Genomic DNA, 17,299 nt, shown 5'->3' with positions numbered 1-17,299 from the left:
AAAAGCACGAGAAAACTGGCTTGCCCGGAGCGCGTGCCTCCCACCAGGGCACCCGTGGAACCGGCTTTGCCGGGCCACAGGGGTGCGTCCCCCTCAGGGGGAAGAACCGAAGCGGCGCAGGGGGTCATTTTTGTAAGTGGCGTAGTACAGAACCGGGATCACGACCAGCGTGAGCAGCGTGGACACGGCGATGCCGAAGATCAGCGAGATCGCGAGGCCGTTGAAGATCGGGTCGTCGAGGATGAAGAAGGCGCCCATCATGGCGGCCAGGCCGGTCAGCGCGATCGGCTGCGCCCGCACCGCGGCGGACTGCACCACGGCCTCAGCAAAGGGCACGCCGCGCCGGGTTTCGAGCTCGATGAAGTCCACCAGCAGGATGGAGTTGCGCACGATGATGCCGGCCAGCGCGATCATGCCGATCATGCTGGTCGCGGTGTACTGCGCGTTGAGCAACGCGTGGCCCGGCATGACGCCGATGATGGTCAGCGGGATCGGCGCCATGATGATCAGCGGCGTGAGGTAGCTCTTGAACTGCGCCACCACCAGCAGGTAGATCAGGATCAGGCCGACGCCGTAGGCCGCGCCCATGTCGCGGAAGGTCTCGTAGGTGATCTGCCATTCGCCGTCCCACTTCACCGCGTACTGGCGGTACGGGTCCTTCGGCTGGCTGATCCAGTACTCGCCGAGTTCGCCGGTGTTGGGCAGCGCGGCCTCTTTCATCGACGAGCGGATGCCGAACAGGCCGTACAGCGGCGAGTCGAGCGAGCCGGCCATGTCGCCGAACACGTAGGTCACGGGCAACATGTCTTTGGTGTAACGCGGCTGGTCGATCACGCCGCGCTCCACCGTCACCAGCTCGGACAGCGGCACCATGGCGCCGTTCGCCGCCTTCATGGGCAGCGCGAGCAGCGCGTCCAGACCGACCTGCTGGTCCAGCGGCAGCTGCAGGCGCACCGGCACGGCGAACTTGGCGTGACCGTCGTGCAGGTAGGCGGCGTCCGAGCCCGAGAGCGCGGCGTAGACGGTCTGCGCGATCACCTGCACCGGGATGCCGAGCGACTCGGCGCGCTGGCGCTGGATGCGCAGGAAGGCGCGCGGCGCGGGCTCTTTGAGCGAGGTGTCCACGCCCACGATGTCGGGCGTCTTCTTGTAGGCCTGGGCGACACGCTGGGCGAGTTCGGCGCGGCCTTCCTGGTCGGGGCCATAGACCTCGGCCACGATGGGCGACATCACCGGCGGGCCGGGCGGCACTTCGACCACCTTGATCCGGGCGCCGTGTTCGGCGGCGATCTTTTCCAGCTCGGGCCGGTGGCGCTGCGCGATGGCGTGGCTTTGTTCGCTGCGCGCGTGCGCGTCCACCAGGTTGACCTGCAGGTCGCCCCCCTCGGCTTCGGCACGCAGGTAGTACTGGCGCACCAGCCCGTTGAAGGTGATCGGGCTCGCGGTGCCGGCGTAACCCTGCACGTTGGCCACCTCGGGTTGCGTGGCGAGCCAGGCGGTCATGGCCTGCAGCGCGGCGGTCGTGCCTTCCAGCGGCGTGCCGGCGGGCATGTCCACCACCACCTGGTACTCGCTCTTGTTGTCGAAGGGCAGCATCTTGAGCACCACGCCCAGGAACGAATTGGGCACCAGCGCCAGGCTCACCGAGAGCAGCAGCGCGCCGCCAATGCCGGCCGCCAGCAGCCAGCGCTTCTTGGCGCTCTGCAGCAGCGGCGTGAGCGTGCGGGTGAAGACGTTCTGCAGCGTGCGTGTGATCTTGCCGGGGCCGTGCGCGGCGTGGCCTTCGCCGGTCTTTGTGAGCTTGAGCGCGAGCCAGGGCGTGACGGTGAACGCGATGGCGAGCGAAATCGCCATGCCCATGCTGGCGTTGATCGGGATCGGGCTCATGTAGGGGCCCATCAGGCCGCTCACAAACGCCATGGGCAGCAGCGCCGCGATGACGGTGAAGGTGGCGAGGATGGTGGGGCCGCCCACTTCATCGACCGCGCGCGGGATGATCACCGACAGCGGCACGTCGGGCGTGAGCATGCGGTGGCGGTGGATGTTCTCCACCACCACGATGGCGTCGTCCACCAGGATGCCGATGGAGAAGATCAGCGCGAACAGCGACACCCGGTTCAGCGTGAAGCCCCAGGCCCAGCTGGCGAACAGCGTCGCGGTGAGCGTGAGGATCACGGCCGCGCCGACGATGATGGCCTCGCGCCGGCCCAGCGCCAGCCCCACCAGGATGATCACGCTGCCGGTGGCGAAGATGAGCTTCTGGATCAGCTTGTTGGCCTTGGCCGCCGCCGTTTCGCCGTAGTCGCGCGTGATGCTGACCTGCACGTCGTCGGGAATCACCGTGTTCTTGAGGTTGTCCAGCCGCTCGCGCGCACCGGCGGCCACGTCCACCGCGTTTTCACCGGACTTCTTGGTGACGGTGATGGTCACGGCCGGGTGGTTCTGGCCTTGTTGCCCGGGGTGCGCAGCGTCGGCTGCGCCGGGGGTGAACCACACATAACGTTGGGGCAGCTGGGCACCGGCCTCCACCCGCGCCACCTCACGCAGGTAGATGGGGCGGCCGTTGTTCACGCCGACCACGATGTCGCCCACGTCCTGCGCGTTCTGCAGGAACTCGCCGGTCTCGACCGACAGCATGCCGGGCTCGCCCTTGGCGGGGTTGGGGTTGATCACCGAGCCCGAAGGGAGGCCAAAGTTGGCCGAGGCGATCGCGCCCTGCAGCGCCTGCACGCTCACGCCGCGCTCGCGCAGCTTGTTCGGCTCCAGCCACACGTGCACCGCGCGGCCAGGGCCGCCGATGGTCACCACCTCGCGGGTGCCGGGCACGCGCTTGAGCTCGGTCTCGACCGCGTGCGCGACGCGCTCCAGGTCGTGGGCGCTCTGCGCGTCTTTCGTCCACAGCGTGGCGGCCAGCACGGGCACGTCGTCGATGCCCTTGGGCTTGACGATCGGCGTCAACACGCCCAGGCCCTGCGGCAGCCAGTCCTGGTTGGCGTTGAGCACGTCGTACAGGCGCACCAGCGCCTCGGTGCGCGGCACGCCGACCTTGAATTGCACCGTCAGCACCGCGACGCCGGGGCGCGCGACCGAGTAGCTGTGTTCGATGCCCTGGATCTGCGAGAGCACGTGTTCGGCCGGTGCGGCGACCATCTTCTCCACGTCGGCGCTGGACGCGCCCGGGAACGGGATGATCACGTTGGCCATGGTCACGTTGATCTGCGGCTCTTCCTCGCGCGGCGTGACCAGCACGGCGAACAGGCCCAGCAGCAGCGCGACCAGCGCGAGCAGCGGCGTGATGGCGTTGGCCTGGAAGGCGCGTGCCACCGAGCCGGAGAAGCCCAGCTTCTCGGGTGGGGAGGTGTGATTGGGGTGGCTCATGGCGGCGCCTTATTTCGCGGCGGGTTGTGCGCCCGCGAGACCGGCACGAACCGGGTCGAGCGCCACACGGTCACCCGCCTTCAGGCCCGCGAGCACCTCGACGCCTTCACCGTGCGTGGCCCCGGTGCGCACGGCGCGCAGGGCAAAACCTTCGGCCTGGCCTTCGCCCTTGGCCGTGACCACATAGACACCGGTCAGTTCGCCCCGGCGCAGCACGGCGGTGGCGGGCACCACCAGGCGCTGGCGATCGGCCTGGGCGTTGCCGCCCACGAAACGCACCCGGGTCTGGCGGCCTGGCACCTGGCCCGCGCCGTCGGCGTCACTCAGGTTCAGGCGCCATTCCACCGTCTGCGACACCGGGTCGGCGGCGGGCACGCTGCTCGTGGACGCGGGAGCCACCCAGCGGTCGGTGCCGGGCAGCTGGATTTCGACCTTCTGGGCCGACAGCGCCAGCGCCTGCATCGAGGCCGGCACGTGCACCACCGCGCGCATGGGCTGCGGTGCGTACACCGTGAGCACAGGCGCACCCGGCATGGCCAGCGCACCGGCCTCGGCGTGGGTGGCCAGCACCCAGCCGTCCCACGGCGCGGTCAGGCGCGTGAAGCCCTGGGCCACGCTGGCCTGCGTCTGCCCGGCACGGGCGGCGGCGGTGCCGGCCTGCGCGGCCTTGTACTGGGCCAGGGCGGCATCGACCGCCGCCTGGGCCAGGAAGCCCTGGGCACGCAGATCGCGCGCACGCTCGTAAGCCGCTTTGGCGTTACCCAGGTTGGCATCGGCCTGAGCCAGCCCAGCCTGCGCCTGCGCCACACCCGCCTGGGTGGCGCGGTCGTCGATCACGGCCAGCACCTGGCCGGCCTTCACGCGGTCACCCGCCTTGACGGAGAGCGAGGCGATGCGGCCGCTGGCCTGCGCCGAGAGCACGCTCTGGCGCACCGCTTGCAGGCTGCCGTCGAACACCGCTCCGGCACCCACGGCCTGGCTCCCCACCGCGATCACCGGCACCCGCGGCCCCACGACCGGCCCATCGCCCGCGGCGTGCACACCGCCCATGACCAGCACCGCGATGGCGCCCAGCACGAGCGGCAAAGCGCCCACGGCCCAGCGGCGGGACAGCGCGGAACGGACGACCGAAGCGGACGGCAGACGGAAACCAATGGAACGGGCAGACATGGACTTCTCCTATACAAACTGCAGTATAGCCATATACCCCCAGGGGTACAATAGACGCGCCACCCCAATGCCTGAAGCCTGGGTTACCCAGGGTACCGCCGTGCCGCCCCCGCGGCGGGCGTATTTCAATTCACCGCCGCCCCAGCCGCCAGGCGCACACCACAAACCCCAGCGCGCCCACCACCAGCACCGCGTAGGCGCTGCGCAGCCCGTGGCTTCCGGCCAGCTGGCCCATGAACAGGGCCGCCACCTGGGCGCCGCCGGTGAACGACAGCATCAGCAGCGCAGAGAGGCGCGGCGCCTCCTGGGGGAAGCTGCGCAGCGCCGTGCCGAGCAGGATGGGGAAGGCGACCGACACCCCCAGCCCGGCCGCGAAGTTGCACAGCGCGAGCACCCCGAACGGCGCGCCCGCCGGCAGCAGCCACACGACCGCCAGCGCCGCGGTGGCCAGCACGCCCAGCCCCTGGATCTTCTGCTCCATCGAAAAACGGCTGTGCCAGAAGGCCTGCCAGATCCGCCCGACCACCATGCCCGCCATCAGGAAGCCCAGCGCCAGGCGCGCGCTCTGGGGGTGCAGGCCCAGCACCTCGGTGGCGTAGCTCACGAACCAGAAGTTTTGTCCCCACTCGCACAGGCCGCTGCACAGCCCGGCCACGAGCACCCAGCGCACGAGTGGCTCGCGCAGCAGCCCGGCATACCCCAGGGGTATCCGCGGCGTGCCGGTGGCGCCGTCGGCGTGTTGCAGCTCGGTGCGGAACCCCACGCTGCTCAGGCGCCGGCTTTGCAGCGTCATGGCCAGCAGGGCCAGCGCCAGCAGCCCGAACACCAGGTAAGGGCCGCGCCAGTTGGGATCGGCGAGCAGCGCGGCGGCGGCCAGCAGCGGCGAAAGCACCGTGCCCAGGCTGTAGCCCACGTCGACCAGCCCGATGATGCGGGTGCGCTGCTCGGGGTCGTCGCTCATCTCGGCCAGCAGCCCGTGGCCCAGGGTGAACAGCGCCGTCTCGAAGGTGGCGATGCTGACCATGAAGAAGGCCAGCCAGCCGAAGCTGGGCGCGGTGAGCACGCCCACCAGCGCGCCCATCACCAGCGCGGTGTAGGTGACCAGCAGGCGCTGCGGCGGGTAGCGCTTGGCGATGGCGCCCCCCAGCAGCGAACCGATGGCACCGCCCGCGCTCCAGATCGCCATCAGCCAGCCCACCTGCTGGAACGACACGCCCATCTGGGCACGCAGGCTGGGCGTGACGGCGCCCAGCAGGGCACCGAACACGCCCCAGGTCACGGCGCAATACAGGATGACCCAGGCCACATAGGGCAGGCCGAGGAACACGGCCAGGGGAGAGCGGGAGGAAGACGGAAGAGACAAGGGAAGGCTTTCGACACAAGAACAATGCAATCGATTGTCTTGCGCCATTCGCCGAGACGCCCAGGCCCACAAAAAAAGAACCCACGAGGTAACCGGATGGGCCCGCCACACCCTCACCGGCGCACGGGCTCGAACCCAGGATGCGGTGGAACCGGCTTTGCCGGGCCACTCGCATCGCCCCCTTGGGGGGCTGAGGGCTGCGGCTCCAAGTCTGCCTGCGCAGACTTGGACAGCCCGAAGTGACACCGGCTCCGACGGTGGCGCGGCCTGCAAGGCACGCCGCAGGCGGCGCGGGGGTGGTTAAGCGAACGGCACGCGCTGAGCCACCGCGCAGAGCAGCTCGTAGGAAATGGTGCCCGCGGCGCGCGCCACCTCGTCCACCGGCAGCTGGGCGCCCGTCGATGGCGACACGCCCCAGAGCACGACCTCGCTGCCCACGCCGGCGGCCACGCCCGCGGCGTCCAGCGGCGCGAGGTCCACCGCGATCATGTCCATGCTCACGCGGCCAACGGTGCGGGTGCGCACGCCGTTCACCAGCACGGGCGTGCCAGTGGGCGCGTGGCGCGGGTAGCCGTCGGCGTAACCGCAGGCGACCACGCCGACGCGCATGGGGGCCTCGGCGGTGAAGGCGGAGCCGTAGCCCACGGTGTCGGCGGGCTGCAGCTGCTGGGTGCCGATGAGCCGGCTGGAGAGCGTCATGGTCGGTTGCAAGCCCCAGCCGGCGGCCGTGTGTTCCGGGTGGTCAGGGGCGCCGCCGTAGAGCGCGATGCCTTCGCGCACCCAGTCGGCGGCGAGCGTGCTCACGCCCTCGCCGCGCAGCGGGCTCTGCGCGTGGCGCAGGATGGCGGCGCTGTTGCACAGGGTGCGCTCGCCCGGCAGGTCGGCCGTGGCGGCTTCGAAAGCGGCGACCTGGTGGGCGATGCCGCGCGGGCCGTCGGCGTCGCTGAAGTGCGTCATGAGCGAGATCTCTTCCACCTGCGGCAGCGCGTTGAGCCGCGCCCAGGCAGCGCGGAAGGCGGTGGGCGTGAAGCCCAGGCGGTTCATGCCGCTGTTGAGCTTGAGGAAGACGCGGTGCGGCACCTGGGTCTTGTGGGCGGCGAGCCAGTCGATCTGCTCGGTGCAGTGCACGGCGTGCCAGAGGTGCAGGCGCGAGCACAGCTCCAGGTCGCGCGGCTCGAACACGCCTTCGAGCAGCAGCAGCGGGCCGCGCCAGTCCAGCGCGCGCACGCGCTCGGCCTCGGCCAGGTCGATCATGGCGAAACCGTCGGCCCCGCGCAGGGCATCAAAGCAGCGCTCGATGCCGTGGCCATAGGCGTTGGCCTTGACCACCGCCCAGACGCGGGCGTCGGGCGCGCGCAGGCGGGCCTGGTTCAGGTTGTGCTGCAGGGCTTCGGGGTGGACGGTGGCAAGGATGGGACGGGGCATGGCGGCGCGAGCGGTTGAGGGCAGCGACGACTGTCGCACAAACCCGCCCGCCCGAGCGCCGCTTGCACCGCGATTCATGCCAATGCAGCCACGCTTCTACAGCGACCCAAAACGCCACCCGGTGCGCAATGCCCCACCCAGCACACGCCGAAGAACCGGCTTTGCCGGGCCAAAGGCGTGGTCCCCCCGGGGGGAAACCGCGCAGCGGCGCAGGGGGGGTCAAACCGCCTCCAGGCTCACATACACCATGGTCTGGTTGAGCAGCTGGTAGGCGATTTCACCGAAGGTCATGGGCCCGGTGATCGGCCCGGTGCGCTGGCCCTCCAGCTCGCCGTACAGGTAGTTGAGGATGCAGTTGCAGCTCCAGCTGGCGCCGTGCGCGTCGGGCGGCAGCGCCCGGGCGAAGGCCTGGCTGTAGCCGGGCACGGGCTGGGCGATGCGGTAGACCACGTCGTCGAACACCGGCGCGTAGAAATCCACCTGGCCCGCCGCCGCGTCGACGGCCTTGAACGACACATTGATCATGGCGCCCGAGTAATCCGCCACCAGCGGCAGGCGGGTGTCCACGCCCTGCTCGACCAGGTACTGGGCCAGGTTGACGAGGCGCCCGTTGACGAAACACTCCTGCGCCGAAAAACCGGTCGAGGGAAAGCTGATCTCGTCGCCGGGGCCGGGCTGGAACAGGTTGAGGATCTCGATGCGCGGGTACAGGGTCTCGGGCAGCGGGATGTGGATGGCCAGCGCCTGGTCCTGGCGGAAGCTCAGGGTCTGGCCGTTGGCCACGACCGGCGCGGCGCGGCCGAGGTCGTCCAGGTGCACCCCGGCGATCCAGCCCACGATGGGCTTCATGTACATGTCCTCGAAGCCGGGCGCCTCGCGCGCGTAAAGGGAATGCACCTCGGAAAACGCCGGCACGATCAGCACGGTGAGGCCATGGGCCGGCGCGTCCAGCGCGATCTGCGAGAGGTTGTGCTGGTTGTACCAGCACAGGCGGGGCGCGGCGCCGGGCACCGGCAGCGCCGTGACGAAGAGCTGGTCGCGCGTGGTTTCGCCGCCACCCTGGCCCATGAAATAGGGAATGCTGCCGGCCAGCCAGTGGCCCTGGGGCAGCTGGCGCAGCAGCGCCTCGTCGGCGGCGATCGACAGGAAGCCACCTTTGCGGATCGCGGCGGCGGTGTCGGCCAGGCTCATCAGCACGCCGCTGGCGGGCAGCGGGGACACAGGTGTTCGCGCGTTCATGCGACACCGCCCAGTCGCAGCTGGGCGAGTTCGTGGTTGAGGACGCGCTCGTTCTTGACGAAGTAGCGGTGCAGTTCCTTGAGCTTGAGCAGCCGCACCTCGTCGTCGTGGATCAGGTCCAGCTGCGAGCGCAGCCGGGTCAGCATGAGCTTGAGGCTGAGCACCTTGATGTCCAGGCTCATGTCGCCGTCGAGCAGGCGCAGCCAGACCGGGTCGGTCACGTCGGGCACCGCGCTGTCGTCGGCCACCGCCGGGGCCGGCACCGCAGCGGGCGCCACCGCGCGCTCCGCCGCGGCGCTGGGCTGGCCCGCGCCGGTGCGGCCGGTGTCCAGCGCGTAGCGGTAGCGCCAGACGTCCTGCAGGCTCAGGTCGAGCAGCGAACAGACCGACTGCACCGAGAGTCCCTCGTTGAACAGCGCAAACACCCGGGCCGCCAGCGCCCTCGAAAACGGCATGCCCGGATCGCCCATCCAGTTCAGCCCGCGGGTCTCGAACCCGACGGGCAAGGCCACGTGCAGGTGAAAACGGACCGCGCCCAGCGCCAGGTGCTGCCACACCACGGTGTCCGTGGTGGCCGCGCCCTTGCGGCCGCGGCCGAACCAGCCGCGGTCGACCGCTTCCTGCGCGACCCAGACATCACATCGCCGCTGGCGCAGGTCCAGCCGGTACTCGCGCACTTCCCAGGGCCGTTCTATGAATAGCAACTGCCGCAGCAGTGCCTTGTCGATGCTGATCATGGGGAGGTCTCCTCGTTTGTTGTGGGCGTCGGGTCGCGCGCCAGCGGCCGCCAGGGCGACCGCCACCTCGGCGCAAAAGCCATGCCAGCCGGGACCCGCCCCCAGGCCCCCCAGGTTTGCGTCAAACTGACACACACCCCCGGGCAAACCCTGTCCAGCGGCGGTGCAACGGGCGCGCACATGACGCACCCGGGACACCCGATCCGGAGCCCGCCACGCTCGGGAAAACGGCAGGACACAATCTGATTGGCGCCACAATCGCCGTGCTATAACCCGGCATCGTTGGAGACAGCCCCCGGCCTTCTGAGTCCGCCAGCCGCCACACACATCCGGGCGATCGATCCGGTCACAACAAAGCAATTTGATGAAGCGCGGCTTCTACACCATCATGACGGCGCAGTTCTTCAGCTCCCTGGCTGACAACGCGCTGTTCGTGGCCGCCATCGAACTGCTCAGAAGCAACGGCGCGCCCGCCTGGCAAGGCGCCGCCCTCGTCCCGCTCTTCGCCCTTTTTTATGTGGTGCTCGCGCCGTTCGTGGGCGCGTTCGCCGACGCGAGACCCAAGGGCAAGGTCATGTTCGTCAGCAACGCGATCAAGATCGTGGGCTGCCTGCTCATGCTGATGAACGTGCACCCCCTGCTGGCCTACACGCTGGTGGGCCTGGGCGCTGCCGCCTATTCACCCGCCAAGTACGGCATCCTCACCGAGCTGCTGCCGCCGTCGCAGCTGGTCAAGGCCAACGGCTGGGTCGAGGGGCTGACCATTGCCTCGATCATTCTCGGGGTGCTGCTGGGCGGTCAGCTCGTGGGGCCGCTGATCGCCGGCGCACTGCAGCAAATCGACCTGCCCTGGATCGACACCGGCCTGGACCGTCCAGCCGAAACCGCCATCGCGGTGCTGGTGTTCGTCTACACGATCGCGGCCATCTTCAACCTGCGCATCCCGCTCACGGGCGTGACGCCCCGCCCGATGCCGCGCAACCCGCTGGTGCTGCTGCAGGACTTCTGGCTCTGCAACGGCCGCCTCTGGCGCGACCACCTGGGCCAGATCTCCCTCTCCACCACTACCCTGTTCTGGGGCGTGTCGGGCAACCTGCGCTACATCGTGCTGGCCTGGGCCGGCGCGGCCCTGGGCTACACCACCACGCAGGCTTCATCGCTGGTGGGCGTGGTGGCGCTGGGCACCGCCGTGGGAGCGGTGGTCGCGTCGATGCGCATGAAGCTGGACCAGGCCACGCGCGTGATGCCACTGGGCATCGCGATGGGCGTGCTGGTGATCCTGATGAACTTCATCGACAACGTCTGGGTCGCCGCCCCTTTTCTCGTGCTGCTGGGCGGGCTGGGCGGCTTCCTGGTGGTGCCGATGAACGCGCTGCTGCAGCACCGGGGCCACAACCTCATGGGCGCGGGCCGCTCGATCGCCGTGCAGAACTTCAACGAACAGGCCTGCATCCTGGGCCTGGGCGCGCTCTACAGCTTTTCCACCGCCGCCGGGCTGCCCGCGGTGGTCGCGATCACCGCGTTCGGCCTGATCGTCGCCGGCTTCATGTGGGTGATCATGAAATGGCATCAGCACAACCTGCGCCACCACGGCGCCGAGCTGGACCGCCTGCTGGAGATCGCTCGCCGCGACGATCTCCACGGGTAGACGCCCACCAGGGGGATCGATTCGCGCCGCCAGGCATGCAGGTGATGCGCCCGTGCGGCGTCCTCGTTCACACCCACCGGTGGCAAGGGCGTCACAATCGTTGTCGATGGACCCAGCAAGACCCTGACCACCATGGCCCTGTTTGACAAATTGTTTGGCTCCCGCAACGACGACGGCCCCGAGTCGCGCCTGCCCGCCGACCGGCGCGCCGCCGTGGACAGATCGGCCAGCGCGCACGACGCCGCCCGCCTGTTGCGCGCGCCCACGGCACTCATGCAACTCAGCGAGGCCGAAGCGCTGACGGTGGTTGGTTTCATGCGCCCGCAGCGCTTCAAGAGCGGAACCACCATCATTCGCCAGGGCGAAACCGCCGACACCGGTTTCATGGTGCTGATCCTTGAAGGTGAGATCACCGTCGAGACCCTGATCGCGCGGCGTGTCAACCCGGTCACCGTGACCGTGCTCGGCCCGGGCAGCCTGATCGGCGAGATGGCGCTGGTGGACGGTGCGGCGCGGTCGGCCTCCTGCACCGCCAGCACCAACGTGGTCTGCGCCGTGCTCACACGCCATGCGCTCGAAGCCCTGATCGCCGAACAACCCGCCACCGCCGCCAAGCTCATGACCGCCGTGGCACAACGCCTGGCCGAGCGGCTGCGCGACAGCAGCCACAAGCTGCAGGTCTACAGCCAGATGGTGCAGACCATGCAGCAAGAGCTCGACAAGGTCATGCCGACGCCGGACGGGCAGGGGTAGGGCCTCCACACTCCGCCGCTGCGCGGGTCGCGGTCCCGTTCAGTCGAGCAACTCGATCTCGCCGTAGTGCAGGCGCAGCACCCCCCGGGTTTCCAGCGCCTTGAGGGCTTTGTTCACGCTCTGGCGGCTCACGCCCATCATGCGCGCCAGCACCTCCTGCCCGAGGCGGATGCGGTGGCGCGGTGCTTCGCGGGTGCCATAGCCTTTCGCCAGCAGGCGCAGCCGGCGCTGCAGGCGCTCTTCGAGGGGCAACATCGCCAGCTCCTCCAGCACAGCAAACGCCACCCGCAGCTTGCGACAGGCCAGCCGGCCCAGCTCGCGCCACAGGGCCGGGTGCTGATCGAGCCAGTCCACCAGCGCGTCGCGCGGCACCACCAGCACCTGCGTGTCGCCTTCGGCCACCGCGTCATGGGTGCGCGGCAGGCCGTCGATCAGCGCGATTTCGCCGAACCACTGGTAGGGCTCCAAGTAGGCCAGCTCCGCTGGCTGTCCATCGGCATCGAGCGCGCCGATGTGCAGACCACCGGCCGTCAGGCAGCACAGGCCGTCAGCCAGCCCCCCGCGCGAGAACAGTGACTGCCCGTGGGCCAGCGAGCGCATGCGCCCCAGTTGCAGCAGCACGTCTTGCAGCGCCACCGGGCAGGAGGCAAACCAGTCGTCGCTGGCCAGGGCGACCCGCAACGCGGCCGGTACAGGTTCGGTGTGGGGCATGGGGTGGCGCCGACCCGCCGCAGCCGGGCGGGATTGTCGAAATTTTGACAGACACCCCGCCGCCCGGGCGCGCATCCTTGGAGCTTCCACAAGAACACCCCGGAGACAGCCATGGACAACGCCACCCGCCTGCTGGTGCAGTACGCGCACTACCACCGCGACCCGCGCAACATCGCCACCCACTACATCGGCATCCCGCTCATCGCCTTCGCCCTGGCCGCGCTGCTGGCGCGCCTGCGCCTGGACACCGCAGGGCTGGTCATCAGTGCCGACTGGGTGGTCTGGGCGCTGGTGACGGTCTGGTACCTCACGCTCGGGCAGCGGGCGCTGACCGGGATCACAGCCCTGGTCCTGGCCGGGCTGGTGGCCCTCGCCCACCCGCTGGGCACCGCCCCGCTGAACACCTGGCTCGGGTGGAGCCTGGGCTGCTTCGTGGTCGGCTGGGTGCTTCAGTTCGTCGGCCACTACTGGGAGGGCCGCAAGCCCGCCTTCGTGGACGACCTGCGCGGCCTGCTGATCGGCCCGATGTTCGTGGTGGCCGAACTGGGCTTCGCCCTGGGCGCCGGCAAGACCCTGCAATCGAAGATCGACGCGGCGGCCGGACCGGTCCAACCGCATCGCCCGTCCCGGCACCAGGCATGAAACCACGCGCGCCCACCCCGAGACCCGGCGCCCGCCACATGGCGCGGGCCAGCGCCGCCGCCGCCTTGCTGCTCCTGCTGGCCTTCGCCGCCGCGTGGTGGACGCGCGAGCTGCCGCTGTTCGCGCTCACGCCGCCCGGCGGCGGCGCGGCCGACGTGATGCCCCACCAGCGGCAGGACCTGCACACCACCTTCTTCACCATCTGGGCCTCGCTGATCCTGGTGGTGCCCGCCCTGTGTCTGCTGCCGTTTCGCGACCGCTCGGACACCGCGGCGCGCTACTGGCTGGCCTTCTGGACCGTGTCACTGGCCGTGTTTCTGGTGCATTTCTACTGGGCGGTGGTCGTCGTCTTCGGCAATGACTGGTCGCGCATCCTGCACACGCCGCGCGTGAGTGCCCCGCGCCTGGACACCGTGTTCGCCGTCTGGTGGGTGGCGGACGTGCTGATCGCCTGGCTCTGGCGCTCCGAGGCCCTGTGGGTGCGCGCGCAGCGCTGGGGCGTGCACGGGCTGGCCCTGGTGCTCTTCTTCATGGGCGCCGCCCGCGAAGGCGAACTCGCCGCCTCGCGCACGCTGGGCTGGCTGCTCGCCGCGGGTGTGGTGGTCAGCGCCGTGCTCGCCCTGCGATACCACCGGCGCGCCCGCGCCGCATGAGGCTCAGGTGTTCGGCGCCGTCTTGGCGCTCCAGACCATGGTGATCGCCAGGATGCCGATCACCACCCCCAGCGACACCGCCACCGGGATCTTGAACACGTCGATCAGCACCATCTTGCTGCCGATGAACACCAGGATCACGGCCAGGCCGTAGTTCAGCAGGTGGAAGCGGCTGGCCGCAGCCTGCAGCAGGAAGAACATCGCGCGCAAGCCGAGGATGGCGAACACGTTGCTGGTGAGCACGATGAACGGGTCGCTGGTGATCGCGAAGATGGCGGGGATCGAGTCCACCGCGAAGATCACGTCGGTCAGCGCCACCATGGCGATCACCATCATCAGCGGCGTGGCGATCTTCTTGCCGTTCTCCACCGTCCAGAACTTTTCACCGTCGTAGTGTTTGCTGACCGGCATGAGCCTGCGCAGCAGCCTGAGCGCCGGGTTGTCGTTCAGGTCCGGCTCCTGGCCAGCGGCCCACCACATCTTCACGCCGGTGAGGATCAGGAAGGCGCCGAACACATACAGGATCCAGTGGAACTCGGCCAGCAGCCAGCCGCCCACCAGGATCATCCCGGTGCGCAGCACGATGGCACCCACGATGCCGATCATCAGCACCCGCTTCTGGTAGGCCGGCGGCACAGAGAAGTAGCTGAAGATCAGCAAGAAGACAAAGATGTTGTCCACCGCCAGGCTCTTCTCGATCAGGTAGCCGGTCAGGAACTCCAGCGACTTCTCGTTCGCCAGCGCGCTCGACCCGGTGCTGTCCTTCACCGCCCACCAGAACAGCGCGTTGAACACGAAGCTCAGACCCACCCACACCAGCGACCAGTTCAGCGCCTGCTTCACGCCCACCTCGTGGGCGCCCTGCTTCTTGAGCAGCACGAAGTCGACAAACAGCGCGCCCAGAACGAACGCGACAAAAACGATCCACAGCCAGAGTGGCGCAATGGTTTCCATGAAAAAAAGACCTTCTTGGGTTGGTGTTGACAGGCAAACACCCCCAAGGTCTGGCCGGAACCGGGCATGGCGCCCAGCCCGGGGTTTCCGGCGGCCTGTTTCGCAAGCGATCAGGCCACGTACTGACGGAAACCCCACCCGCCGGGGCCGGGCTGTGCGTCCGGTGGCGGGTTGGTTACTCCCCTTGATGGGAGCCGCGATTGTGGGGGCGGGTGGCTGGCCCCGCAAGCCGAAGGTGATTCAGGGAAAAACTGAAGGTTCAGCCAATGATCGTTTCTGGCGCCAGATGGAAAATGCGATATTTTCCGTACTGCGTCGCCCTACCTCATGGCCCACCCTTCGCGCTTTCCCTTTTGCCCCCATTGCAAAGAGCAGGTGATACCCGACACCTCGCACTGCCCTGCTTGCGGCCGGGCTTACGGCGCGGCATTTCTGGCGCAAAACGAAGTTCCGATCCGCTTTCACTTTGGCAGCGACCGCTGGACCTTGATATCCATGGGCCTGGACCCTTGGGGCCGCCGGGTGGGCAAGGTCGCCGCAGGGATCCTGATTGCCTTTGTGCTGTACGCATGGTGGGTCTATGGCGCGTCGGCGGGACCGCGCGATGACATGAATGCCACTGCAGGCGCCCTGCTCATCTTGGGAGGTGCCCACGAGGTGTGGGCGTTCAGCCATGGGCGCCCTGTATACGCGCTCAAAGAGCGCTACCCTGCGACCCTGGCCAACACCGGCTGGCGCACAGTCGGCTTGGCAGGAGACCTGATCTTCGCGGGCTTGGGCGCCAACTTGCTCGTCCGCGTGGTCTGAGCCCCGCGAACCGTCAAGCTGCTTCTTTGTAAAACAGCTGGCGCCCCACCACCCGCGGCGCCTGGCTCGCCACCGCCTCATGGATCGCGCCGATGTGTTGCGGCGTGGTCCCGCAACACCCCCCCACGATGTTCACCAAGCCCTCGGCCGCGAACTCTCGCAGCAGGCGGCTGGTGACGTCGGGCGTTTCGTCGAAGCCGGTGTCGCTCATGGGGTTGGGCAGACCGGCGTTGGGGTAGCAGCTGATGAAGGTGTCGCCCGCGACCTTGGCCAGCTCCTGGATGTAGGGGCGCATCAGCGTGGCGCCGAGCGCGCAGTTCAGGCCCACGGCCAGGGGCTGGATGTGGCGCACGCTGGCCCAGAAGGCGGTGACGGTCTGGCCGCTGAGGATGCGGCCGGAAGCATCCGTCACGGTGCCGCTGATGATGACGGGCAGGCGCTCGCCACTCTTCTCGAAAAACTCGTCGATGGCGAACAGCGCGGCCTTGGCGTTGAGCGTGTCGAAGATGGTCTCGACCAGCAGCACGTCGGCCCCGCCTTCGACCAGCGCTTCCACCTGCTCGAAATAGGCAGCACGCAGCTGCTCGAAGGTCACGTTGCGTGCGCCGGCGTCGTTCACGTCGGGGCTGATGCTGGCGGTCTTGGGGGTCGGGCCCAGGGCGCCGGCCACGAAGCGGGGTTTGTCGGGCGTGCTGAATTTGTCGCAGGCGGCTCGGGCGATGCGGGCCGAGGCCAGGTTCATCTCGCGCGCCAGGTGGGCCATGTCGTAGTCTTCCTGCGCGATGGTCGTGGCGCCGAAGGTGTTGGTCTCGATCAGGTCGGCGCCGGCCGCGAGGTAGCCCTCGTGGATGTCGCGGATCACGTCGGGCTGCGTCAGGCTCAGCAGCTCGTTGTTGCCCTTGACGTCCTTGTGAAAGTCCTTGAAGCGTTCACCCCGGTACTGCGCCTCGCCCAGCTTGAAGCGCTGGATCATGGTGCCCATGGCGCCGTCGAGCACAGCGATGCGTTGCGAAAGGATGGCGGGCAGCGCCTGGGCGCGGGTGTAGGCGGGGGAGTTCATCCGCCGATTGTAGGAAACGGGGTGCGGCGGCCCGGCCCGTGGGGAGATTGGTGGCCCGCGGCGACCCCTGCCTATACTGGCCGCGAACCGGTTTCAGGAGGTGCGCGTGCTGGCTATTCACAAGGTTCTGCCGCTGGGGCTGGCGCGACTGATCTGCGTCGCAGGCCTGTGCTGGCCGCTGCTGGGCTGCGAGCGTGGCTTGCCCAACGGCGGTCATGCGATCACGCTGCAGATCGAGCGCGCACCCGGGCCTTTCGGGCGGGTGAACGGAGAGGCGCTCTACCGGGCCGAGGGTTGCCCGCAGGCCGACGCCGAGAAGACGCTGCCAGTGCCCTACACCCGGCTCGACGACCAACGTTACACCGCCACCGTGCGCAAACAAGCCCCGCCCGACGCAGCCCCGGACAGCGCGTGCAGCTGGCGGCTGATGTCCACCACGGTGAACCTCTCGGCCACAGACGCCCCGGAAGACGAGCGCTACGTGGCGCAGCTCTCGGCCGACGAGATGGACGCGGGCGAACCGGTCCGGCGCCACTACTGGCGCGGCACCTACCCGCGCATGCCGGGCGCGCTGATCACCCGCAACCTGGGCGAGACGGACCCGGAGGTGTTCCGGCCGGAGTTCCGCAAGGTCCTGTTCTCCATCACGCTGACGTCGACGGCGCTGCCCTGAGCCGACTGGCCCACCGCGCGGCCCACCTGCTGGTTCGGCAGGGGTGGCGCCAGCGCGCTGGGTGTTTTCGGTTCAAATGCCGCCTG

The 17,299-nt window shown here is 69.0% G+C and carries 15 protein-coding genes; 6 read left to right on the top strand and 9 right to left on the bottom strand.

What is annotated here, in order from left to right:
• Positions 1-93: 93 nt before the first annotated feature.
• From IM738_RS22090 to IM738_RS22065, 6 genes are all read right to left on the bottom strand, one after another.
• Positions 94-3,378, bottom strand: coding sequence for an efflux RND transporter permease subunit (locus IM738_RS22090; protein WP_236963179.1), 3,285 nt, complete (start codon positions 3,376-3,378; stop codon positions 94-96).
• 9 nt (positions 3,379-3,387) lie between these two features.
• Positions 3,388-4,548: an efflux RND transporter periplasmic adaptor subunit gene (locus IM738_RS22085; RefSeq protein WP_236963178.1), complete on the bottom strand. Its 1,161-nt coding sequence runs from the start codon at positions 4,546-4,548 to the stop codon at positions 3,388-3,390.
• A gap of 130 nt (positions 4,549-4,678) precedes the next feature.
• Complete coding sequence (locus tag IM738_RS22080; RefSeq protein ID WP_236963177.1) at positions 4,679-5,911, bottom strand: MFS transporter; 1,233 nt, start codon at positions 5,909-5,911, stop codon at positions 4,679-4,681.
• A gap of 300 nt (positions 5,912-6,211) precedes the next feature.
• Positions 6,212-7,336, bottom strand: a complete 1,125-nt coding sequence (alr, locus tag IM738_RS22075; protein ID WP_236963176.1) for an alanine racemase — start codon at positions 7,334-7,336, stop codon at positions 6,212-6,214.
• Positions 7,337-7,555: 219 nt separating this feature from the next.
• Positions 7,556-8,575: a DUF6976 family protein gene (locus IM738_RS22070; protein ID WP_236963175.1), complete on the bottom strand. Its 1,020-nt coding sequence runs from the start codon at positions 8,573-8,575 to the stop codon at positions 7,556-7,558.
• Positions 8,572-9,312, bottom strand: a complete 741-nt coding sequence (locus IM738_RS22065; RefSeq protein WP_236963174.1) for a hypothetical protein — start codon at positions 9,310-9,312, stop codon at positions 8,572-8,574. Before IM738_RS22065 ends, IM738_RS22070 begins: the two co-directional genes overlap by 4 nt.
• Before the next feature lie 364 nt (positions 9,313-9,676).
• Here IM738_RS22065 and lplT point away from each other — a divergent pair, with 364 nt between their 5' ends.
• The gene (gene lplT, locus IM738_RS22060; RefSeq protein WP_236963173.1) at positions 9,677-10,960 is read left to right on the top strand and encodes a lysophospholipid transporter LplT; all 1,284 of its coding nucleotides are present in this window, start codon (positions 9,677-9,679) and stop codon (positions 10,958-10,960) included.
• 132 nt (positions 10,961-11,092) lie between these two features.
• Entirely contained in the window at positions 11,093-11,713 is a 621-nt protein-coding gene (locus IM738_RS22055; protein ID WP_236963172.1) for a cyclic nucleotide-binding domain-containing protein, read from the top strand.
• A 39-nt stretch (positions 11,714-11,752) separates the two neighbouring features.
• Here IM738_RS22055 and IM738_RS22050 read toward each other — a convergent pair whose 3' ends face one another.
• Positions 11,753-12,424, bottom strand: coding sequence for a Crp/Fnr family transcriptional regulator (locus IM738_RS22050; protein ID WP_236963171.1), 672 nt, complete (start codon positions 12,422-12,424; stop codon positions 11,753-11,755).
• 111 nt (positions 12,425-12,535) lie between these two features.
• Here IM738_RS22050 and IM738_RS22045 point away from each other — a divergent pair, with 111 nt between their 5' ends.
• On the top strand, positions 12,536-13,066 hold the full coding sequence (locus tag IM738_RS22045) for an Mpo1 family 2-hydroxy fatty acid dioxygenase (RefSeq protein WP_236963170.1): 531 nt from the start codon (positions 12,536-12,538) through the stop codon (positions 13,064-13,066).
• The gene (locus IM738_RS22040) at positions 13,063-13,719 is read left to right on the top strand and encodes a hypothetical protein (protein ID WP_236963169.1); all 657 of its coding nucleotides are present in this window, start codon (positions 13,063-13,065) and stop codon (positions 13,717-13,719) included. Before IM738_RS22045 ends, IM738_RS22040 begins: the two co-directional genes overlap by 4 nt.
• Before the next feature lie 3 nt (positions 13,720-13,722).
• Here IM738_RS22040 and IM738_RS22035 read toward each other — a convergent pair whose 3' ends face one another.
• Positions 13,723-14,673: a TerC family protein gene (locus IM738_RS22035; protein WP_236963168.1), complete on the bottom strand. Its 951-nt coding sequence runs from the start codon at positions 14,671-14,673 to the stop codon at positions 13,723-13,725.
• Positions 14,674-15,000: 327 nt separating this feature from the next.
• On the opposite strand from IM738_RS22035, the gene IM738_RS22030 reads away from it, so the two are divergent.
• Entirely contained in the window at positions 15,001-15,480 is a 480-nt protein-coding gene (locus IM738_RS22030) for a zinc ribbon domain-containing protein (protein WP_236963167.1), read from the top strand.
• A gap of 13 nt (positions 15,481-15,493) precedes the next feature.
• On the opposite strand, the gene IM738_RS22025 is transcribed toward IM738_RS22030, so the two are convergent.
• Complete coding sequence (locus IM738_RS22025; RefSeq protein ID WP_236963166.1) at positions 15,494-16,540, bottom strand: homocysteine S-methyltransferase family protein; 1,047 nt, start codon at positions 16,538-16,540, stop codon at positions 15,494-15,496.
• A 106-nt stretch (positions 16,541-16,646) separates the two neighbouring features.
• On the opposite strand from IM738_RS22025, the gene IM738_RS22020 reads away from it, so the two are divergent.
• Positions 16,647-17,213: a hypothetical protein gene (locus IM738_RS22020; protein WP_236963165.1), complete on the top strand. Its 567-nt coding sequence runs from the start codon at positions 16,647-16,649 to the stop codon at positions 17,211-17,213.
• Positions 17,214-17,299 lie beyond the last annotated feature (86 nt).

This window comes from Hydrogenophaga sp. SL48 (assembly GCF_021729865.1).
GTDB lineage: Bacteria > Pseudomonadota > Gammaproteobacteria > Burkholderiales > Burkholderiaceae_C > Hydrogenophaga.
This window is presented reverse-complemented; position numbering and strand designations above follow the sequence as displayed.